This window comes from Streptomyces sp. NPDC042336 (assembly GCF_055581985.1).
The window spans coordinates 1-6966 of record NZ_JBVJEA010000065.1 but is presented as its reverse complement, the minus strand read 5'-3'; the positions used below and the strand labels follow the sequence as shown (position 1 = coordinate 6966).

Annotated in this window: 9 protein-coding genes and 1 pseudogene; 5 read left to right on the top strand and 5 right to left on the bottom strand. The window is 66.9% G+C overall.

Annotated features, from left to right (window positions below):
- Positions 1–289: 289 nt before the first annotated feature.
- Positions 290–608, bottom strand: a pseudogene (locus tag ACZ6IM_RS42040) (transposase); the annotation flags it as partial.
- Positions 609–728: 120 nt separating this feature from the next.
- On the opposite strand from ACZ6IM_RS42040, the gene ACZ6IM_RS42035 reads away from it, so the two are divergent.
- Positions 729–1664 (top strand): hypothetical protein, encoded by a 936-nt coding sequence (locus ACZ6IM_RS42035; protein WP_319217764.1) that lies wholly within the window; start codon positions 729–731, stop codon positions 1662–1664.
- Between the two features lie 257 nt (positions 1665–1921).
- Here ACZ6IM_RS42035 and ACZ6IM_RS42030 read toward each other — a convergent pair whose 3' ends face one another.
- Both ACZ6IM_RS42030 and ACZ6IM_RS42025 read right to left on the bottom strand, forming a co-directional pair.
- Complete coding sequence (locus ACZ6IM_RS42030; RefSeq protein WP_319217766.1) at positions 1922–2908, bottom strand: hypothetical protein; 987 nt, start codon at positions 2906–2908, stop codon at positions 1922–1924.
- A gap of 35 nt (positions 2909–2943) precedes the next feature.
- A complete protein-coding gene (locus ACZ6IM_RS42025; RefSeq protein ID WP_319217769.1) occupies positions 2944–3093 on the bottom strand; it encodes a hypothetical protein in 150 nt (49 codons plus the stop codon).
- Between the two features lie 520 nt (positions 3094–3613).
- Between ACZ6IM_RS42025 and ACZ6IM_RS42020 the strand changes: the two genes are divergently transcribed.
- Both ACZ6IM_RS42020 and ACZ6IM_RS42015 read left to right on the top strand, forming a co-directional pair.
- Positions 3614–3871: a hypothetical protein gene (locus ACZ6IM_RS42020; protein ID WP_319217771.1), complete on the top strand. Its 258-nt coding sequence runs from the start codon at positions 3614–3616 to the stop codon at positions 3869–3871.
- Between the two features lie 8 nt (positions 3872–3879).
- The gene (locus ACZ6IM_RS42015; protein WP_319217786.1) at positions 3880–4245 is read left to right on the top strand and encodes a PIN domain-containing protein; all 366 of its coding nucleotides are present in this window, start codon (positions 3880–3882) and stop codon (positions 4243–4245) included.
- Positions 4246–5043: 798 nt separating this feature from the next.
- Here the strand turns inward: ACZ6IM_RS42015 and ACZ6IM_RS42010 are convergent.
- Positions 5044–5184, bottom strand: a complete 141-nt coding sequence (locus ACZ6IM_RS42010) for a hypothetical protein (RefSeq protein ID WP_319217773.1) — start codon at positions 5182–5184, stop codon at positions 5044–5046.
- A gap of 166 nt (positions 5185–5350) precedes the next feature.
- Here ACZ6IM_RS42010 and ACZ6IM_RS42005 point away from each other — a divergent pair, with 166 nt between their 5' ends.
- Positions 5351–5545 (top strand): hypothetical protein, encoded by a 195-nt coding sequence (locus tag ACZ6IM_RS42005; protein ID WP_319217775.1) that lies wholly within the window; start codon positions 5351–5353, stop codon positions 5543–5545.
- Between the two features lie 21 nt (positions 5546–5566).
- Positions 5567–5812 (top strand): transposase, encoded by a 246-nt coding sequence (locus ACZ6IM_RS42000; RefSeq protein ID WP_398918885.1) that lies wholly within the window; start codon positions 5567–5569, stop codon positions 5810–5812.
- 117 nt (positions 5813–5929) lie between these two features.
- Here ACZ6IM_RS42000 and ACZ6IM_RS41995 read toward each other — a convergent pair whose 3' ends face one another.
- Positions 5930–6613, bottom strand: a complete 684-nt coding sequence (locus tag ACZ6IM_RS41995) for an alpha/beta hydrolase (RefSeq protein WP_319217778.1) — start codon at positions 6611–6613, stop codon at positions 5930–5932.
- Between the last annotated feature and the right edge of the window lie 353 nt (positions 6614–6966).

Genomic DNA, 6966 nt, shown 5'->3' with positions numbered 1-6966 from the left:
GCACTGAACGCCTTCGACATCACCTTCGACGGTCGCCTGACGGCGGCCCGCCAGTAACCCAACCACTCCGGTTACACCGCTCGTTTGACAGACCCCGCCTGCGTAGGCTCGACAGGAGTCGACATAGCCTTTCACCCTCCATAGAACGGCCAGTACAGCTTTCACCATGCACAACGTCCCAGACCTCCTCCCGGATCACTCATACCGCCACGGACCTGGTCCTGACATGGCGACAAACGGTGGGTCTGTCGGGTCTGTCAAACGAGTCGTGTAACCAGGGTGGTTGGGGTTACTGGCGGGCCGCCGTCAGGCGGCCGTCGAAGGCGATGTCGAAGGCGTTCAGGGCGGTCTTCCAGCGCATGGTCCAGCGGGCCTGGCTCTTTGCCGGTGGGGTCGAGGGCCATGGTGGCCATGTAGACGCATTTCAGGGCGGCCTGCTCGTTGGGGAAGTGTCCGCGGGCCTTGACCGCCCGGCGGATGCGGGCGTTGATGGACTCGATCGCGTTGGTGGTGCAGACGATGCGGCGGATCTCGGTGTCGAACCGCAGGAAGGGGGTGAACTCTTCCCAGGCGTTCTCCCACAGTTTGACGATCGCCGGATACTTCCGGCTCGAGGACCGGTCTGCGGCTGGCGTTGGCTCTTCTAGCCAAGCATGGAAGTGTCGCGCGGCCGAGGCCAGCTCGGCCGGTGCGCGGGATCCGAGCGCCTCAATGTGCTCTGCCAGGCCGTGTTCTGGCTGCAGCGCGAGCATTTCCCCTGGCCGGTTCGCATTCTTGCGGGGCAGTTGTCCTCACTCCACCCTGTTCAGGTCACTCGTGCCTATGAGGGGGGAACCGTGCCATTCGGCAGCGGCGACAGGGCTCAGCTCCAGCAGATCCTCGACCAGCTTTCCAGACTGGCCACCGAGGTCGCGGCCATCAAGCAGCAGGTGGCCGACCAGCAGCACACCCTCGACCAGCTCCGCCACGACACCACCGCCGCCATCAACTCCGGCCTCGCCGACATCCGATCCGTCGCCCGTGACGCCATGACCCGCACCACCGACCTCGTCGGCGGTCGGCTCACTCACGTCAGCAACGAGATTGTCGCCATCCGAAGCGCTGTCACCCAGAACGACGGCCAGCTCCGCGCCACCGCGAGCCACGCGACGGCCGCGCCCGAGCCGGCTCCCGCCGCGGACCCAGAACCGCCGAGCCACCTCCTCCCGGGCCCGGACCCTGAACCCGTATTAGACCCGGAAGCCAAATCCGAGACCGAGGCGGAACCCTCCAGTCCTGACCCGGCCGTCCTGCGGGCTGCGGCTGGCATCGCCCACGCCATCGTCGAAGCCCACCGTGACACCTGGGCCTTCCTCATCCAGACCGCAGGCAACGAGCAGCACTTCCACATCCCCGGCAAGGTCGACGACCACGAAGGCTTCGTCAGCGTCCGCTTCTCCGGCCCCAGCCTCGTCGCCGCCATCACCAGCCTGAACCACATCGCGCAGACCGCGGCCAACCCGGTCACGCAAGCCATCGCAAGCCACATCCAGCAGAAGATCACTGCCGCAGTGCACGAGATCATCACCCACCCGAGCACCGACGGAGAGGGCAAACCCGTCCGCATCGTCATCGACGACCGTGCAGCACCCGCCGAAGCCGCCCACACCACAACAGCCGCCTGACACACCATCAACCTGCCCGGCGCGGGACACGCCCTCATGGCCGTAGCGCACCGGAAGAGGGCCGACGAGAGCGGCGTTCGGCTTGGCGGCTCCGAAGCCACAGCATTGCGGTGCCCGCGCCACCACGCGCAGGTCCGCGTCGTCATCCGCATTTGCCATCGAGGCCCCACCCCGGGTGCGGGGCTGAAATCGCAGTGGCCCTCGTATCCCGGATACGGCACGAGCCACCGCGACCTGCCACGCCCGCGGCCTGGAGTTCACGTCTCCAGCGCGCGGGGGGAGGCTGGGCCGGCTTTCCTGTAGAGGATCTGAACGTCCTCGACGATGTCGGTGTGGTCGCGCAGGTCGATGTCCAGAGCGTGGCCGATGAGTCCGAACATGTCGTGCACGAGGCGGTCGAAGGCCACCGGCGCGAGCAGGCCCGCTGGTGGCCGAGTGTCCTCCTGCGGGCCGGGTATCGCCGCCCGCACCCTGTACTCCCGGTCGGCCTGCTGGTGGGTTCGGTAGGTCTGCACTGCTTCGTGCAGGCGCGCCGGCCACGGCATCCGCGGGGGCGGCGGGGCTGGTCGGCCCTCGAAGACCGCACCGTTAGCCGCCCGCTGGTAGGCGGCACGGGCGGCGGGCGAGTTGTCCGCGCGCTGCTGCAGGCCGGACACAGCATGTAGACGCAGGGCCAGCGAGATGATCGGTGTGGCGTGGCTCGTGGCCCAGGTGTACTCGGTGCGGCGGTCACGTTGCGCACGGGCTACTTCGACGCGCTCGGCCTGGGTGAGGACGTCACCGGCGACGTCCTCGAGGTCATCACGCAGTTGCAGGAACCGGCGCTCGGCCGCCTGCCGGCTCTTGAGCTCCAACGCGTTCCCGATCCTGCTCCATGTGATCTTGAGGGTCCGGGCGGTGCTGATGAGTTTGCGCTCGTCGGCTTTCAGCTTGTCGCGCAGCGTACGGATGACCAGGAGCGCGGCGAGCACGCTGGTTTCGTCCATGCCCGGGTCGCGGTAGCGGGCGCGCTGCACTACCAGGTCGTATTTCGCGGCGATGCTCGTCAGGTCGCGGTCGGCTACGGAGAACTCGCTGGTCACCCGGGCCAGTTCGCCTTCCCACTCGCTGGGATCATGCTCCGGCGGAGTGTGTAAATGCTGCCAGGCTGCTTCGCGGCTGAATTCCTCAACGGGGCGTGACTCTGTCGTCTTGCTGACGACGCTTTTTGTCGTCCCTCGGACGACGTTTTTTCGTGAGGGCATGCGATCTCCATTTCATGGCGGTGTGAAATCAGGTATCAGTCGTCCGAGCGCGGGTGATCCGCCTGCCGGCGGGCCCCCGTCCGGCGCCGCAGGGCGCGTACCAGGGTGCCGGTCAAGGCCCCGGTTGCCAGGACCAGCAGTCCGGCGAGGTACTCGGGTCCCGCCTCCCGCAAAATGTTGCTCATCACCACAGGTCAGCACGCGCGGACGGGGCCGCTGCGTGCCCCCCTCTCCAAGAATTTTCGGGCGGTGTGAAGCCGCCCACGGATAAGACCGAGCCGTCCCCCTCGCGGCACCTCGACAGGTCGACTCCATTCCCCGAATTCGCCCTCGGGGCAGACGAACCGCCTATGACGCCACAATTCAATGAAGGAGTCGGGTATCTCGTCACACGATTCGAAAGAGCGCCACCCTCCGCCACCCCCTGCGAAAAGCCGCTCACCCCAAATTAATCGGCATTGCACCGATATGTGGCGACGGTGCGCACACCTTGGCTGGCTGCCCAGACTCCGGGTAGAGCGTCCGCTGCATTGAGTCCGTAGGAGGCGTCTCCGCGGTGGCCCTCGGGGCGGTGCGGCAAGCACGGCCCCGATGATGAATGCGGCAGGGTCCGGCATGTTGGCTTCGAAGCACCCGAGACCCCGCGTTCGTGCTGCGGGTACGGGTACGTACCCGTAGCATGGGGGAGTGGGAAGGAGCACGACGATGACTGATGCCAACGTTCGCATCCCCGAGGAAGCCAAGGACCGGCTCGCTGCCGTAGCCGCCGCGGAAGGGCTGTCGCTGCGCGCCTACCTGGCGCGGATGGCACAGACCCTGCTGACGCCCGCAGAGCGAGCTGAGCGGGCCGAGAAGGCGCGGGCCGCGCTCAAGGAGTGGAACGGCTACGCTCCTACCGCCGATCAGGAGAGAGACCTCGACCATGAGCTGGACCGCCGTCTGGCACGGGTGACCGGCCGGTGAGCGACGCAATGCACATCGTCCTGGACGACACCGCGATGGCCGCGGCTGGCCAGGGCAACGTCCTTGCCTCCCGCCTCATCCACCGTGCACACGTCGAGGCCGGCTGGTTCCTCTACGCCCCCGCGTGCGTGTTGGTGGAAGCCGACCGTGCCCGGCCCGGCACGGCGGAGCATCTGGCGTCCCTGCCCGGCATCACAGTCCTCGACTTGGATCTCGCTGCTGTTCTGGCCGTGGCGAGGCAGAAGACCTGGGCGGCCGCGCACAGTCTGCACGCTGCACAGCCCACCCCCGACCGCCCCGACGGGGCCGTCGTCGCCACCACGGCCCCGGGCCGGTGGAGCGGCGAAGCGGTACGTGTCCTGGACCTCACCTGACCCGCTGGTAGGGGAGAGCTTTCGGGTGCTCCGCACGCCGCGGTGACAAGCATTTGCTGTGCGGGCCGGCAGACGGACTCTGCCCATATCGGGTGGGGCGGAGTCTCCTCCTCCCCCGGTCACCGGGGCCGTGCTCCGGCCGTCAGCGGAGTGGGCGTGGCACCGAGTTCGGAAACGACCGGCAACGTCAGCGCCTGCGGCCCAAAATGCCCGCCCGGTCATGCCCCCACAGCACGCGCAGCGAGCCTAGCGCTCTGGACATGAGGTTCTCGACCCGGTACCACTGCGCTCGTCCCCGCGCCCGCAGGGGTGGCTCTATCCGCTTCCGCTGTTTCCAGTCGCACGAGTGGTCGTCCCCGCGCTTGCAGGGGTTGCTCGCAGACCATCACCCGCGGATTCGTCCCGGAGCCGTCGTCTCCGCGCCCGTGCAGGAACTCGGCGAGCAGGCCGACAACGTCAGCAACCCTCGCGGGCGCCGGGACGACCGGGGTGGTCTCGACCTCGTAGGCCGCGAGGAAGGCGGGAGCAACTCCCGCAGGCGCGGTGACGACGGAAAAGGGTCTGCGGAACCTTTCCTACTCAAGGAGCAACCCCGCGGGCGCGGGGACAACCCGCCGTTCCGTCTATCTGCGGAACACTCCCGCTTCGGCGGGAGGACAACTCCGGTACGGTGCGATACTCACGTCGGCTGGAACACGTCCGCGTTGGCGGGGATTGGGCTTGTGCGCGGCGTTCGGCGGCGGCGGAACACCCCGCGTCGGCGGGAGGGGGCCGGGTCCGGAACGTCGCCCGTGCACCTCAGCGGAACACCCCCGCGTCGGCGGGGAGGACATGGGCGAAGCGGTGGATCGCCTCCTCGCCGAGCGGAACACCCTGGGACGGCAGGGAGGACATCGTCCACTCGAAGCCCGCGACCTCGTCCTGCAGCTGCGCGGACATCGCCCACGCCCGCCAAGTAGGGCTGTTCAGGCTCCTGGCCGACGGACCCGCGGTGGAGATCCTCACCGACGCCGGCTACCAGGGCCTGGGCGCCCAGACCGACGGCCGGGTGATCACACCACCACACCGTAAGTTCAAGAAGAACGCCCCCGACTGATACGAGGAGATGTACGAGCGCCTGCGCAAGGCGCACTCATCACGGCGTATCCGTGTCGAGCACGGCATCGCCCATCTCAAGAACTGGCGGCCCCTGGCCCGCCACCTCGGCCGCCGCGAGCACATGAGCGACACCGTCCAAGCCATCGCCAGCCTGCTGTCCCACCAGCAGACAGCGGACCTGAACCTGACACGACAGATGTGACCACGGCCCACCCAGGAGTCCGTGACGTCTCACCGCTTACCGTGCACGAGCTCGCTACTTGCTCCGCTAATACCGTGGGCCGCCACGGGACGTCCGCGTGTGTCGGACCGGCAGGTAATCAACGGGATGGTCTACAAGATCCGCGCCGGTATCCCCTGGCGTGACCTGCCGGAACGCTACGGGCAGTGGAAGACGGTCCACACCCGAGGCGGACGCGGTCGGCAACATCGACTGGCTGGTCCAGATCGACTCCACTGCACGCTGTGACCTGCGGCCACTACTCGATCGTTAGTCTTCACGCACCGATGATCACAGTGACCGCGCTCACATCCGCACCAGCCCCCACTCAAGATCTCCGGCCGTACCGTTGAAGTACCAGGGCGGTCAACGACCCGCGTTCCGTCGCCTTCGCTGAACCAGATCAGCGACAGCAGTGGGGTGACTCAAGTATGGCGAATGGCTGGTCTTCCACGTTTCTGACGCCGAGCAACGGGCAGCGAAGCGGCTGATCAATGGAGCGGCGATGGCATGATCGTCGCGGCCGCCAATATAGATGGAGGGTGTGTCGCGCCAGCTCACGTGGCTCGGTGTCGCCCCGAAGATCGAGGGTGGTTCCGGCCGCAGCAGCTCAACTGCTCGCGCAGCTGTCGGCTCGTCGACATCGCCGTAGAGGTTCTTTTGCGCATCAACGGGATCAAGCCGAAGCCTGCCATTGCTGTCGGGTTCAGCGATAAGCCCTGCCGCTGGTACACCGGTCTCCTTCTCGACTTCTGCGAGTAGCTGGCCGGGGGACTCGCCGACGTCAAGAAGCCAGCCAGCCAGGAAGATCAGCCCTTCTGCACCACGGACCGTTCCGGCGGTCACGCCGCCAAAGGAATGCCCGAGTACTAGTGGTGGCTGCTCGGAGGTTGCAATGATGTCCTCGACCAGGCCGGTGCTGTCCTCCAGCGACAGTAGGTAGAGGTCGGGCACCTCCACGCTGAAGCCCTGTAAGCGCAGCAGCCTGACCAGGTCGTCGTAGTGAGCTGGTTGATGCCAGGCTCCGTGCAAGATGATCACATCTGTCATGGCTGCAGGTTACTCCTGAACATTGGCCTGTTTCCTCGGCACCCCTCACCATCGAGATCACGATCCAGGAGTTGTTGCACCCGGAGGTCCTGTGGCATGGAGCACCCCCGTGTCGGCGGGGAGGACAAGGCCGCGTCCCCCGCCGCAACCATCTCAGGCGGAACACCCCCGCGTCGCCGGGGAGGGCCTGGCGATCCCGACCGACGTGCAGAAGGCCCCTACCTGTCTCCTTGCTGGAGAAGGTGCACAGCTGGCCTAAGTGAGCGTTTGATTCTCGGTTGTCTGTTTCGTTTGGCTTAGTTGTCGCGCCAGTTGTGGGTGGTTTCGTGGGTGAGGCGGCGGGTCATGAGGTT

What these genes read in the sequence shown, in the direction of transcription:
- ACZ6IM_RS42005 (WP_319217775.1), top strand. Translation starts at nt 5,351, where the DNA reads ATGTACGAGCGCCTGCGCAAGGCGCACTCATCACGGCGTATCCGTGTC.
- ACZ6IM_RS42020 (WP_319217771.1), top strand. Translation starts at nt 3,614, where the DNA reads ATGACTGATGCCAACGTTCGCATCCCCGAGGAAGCCAAGGACCGGCTC.
- ACZ6IM_RS42015 (WP_319217786.1), top strand. Translation starts at nt 3,880, where the DNA reads ATGCACATCGTCCTGGACGACACCGCGATGGCCGCGGCTGGCCAGGGC.
- ACZ6IM_RS42025 (WP_319217769.1), bottom strand. Translation starts at nt 3,093, where the DNA reads ATGAGCAACATTTTGCGGGAGGCGGGACCCGAGTACCTCGCCGGACTG.
- ACZ6IM_RS42010 (WP_319217773.1), bottom strand. Translation starts at nt 5,184, where the DNA reads ATGTCCGCGCAGCTGCAGGACGAGGTCGCGGGCTTCGAGTGGACGATG.
- ACZ6IM_RS42030 (WP_319217766.1), bottom strand. Translation starts at nt 2,908, where the DNA reads ATGCCCTCACGAAAAAACGTCGTCCGAGGGACGACAAAAAGCGTCGTC.
- ACZ6IM_RS41995 (WP_319217778.1), bottom strand. Translation starts at nt 6,613, where the DNA reads ATGACAGATGTGATCATCTTGCACGGAGCCTGGCATCAACCAGCTCAC.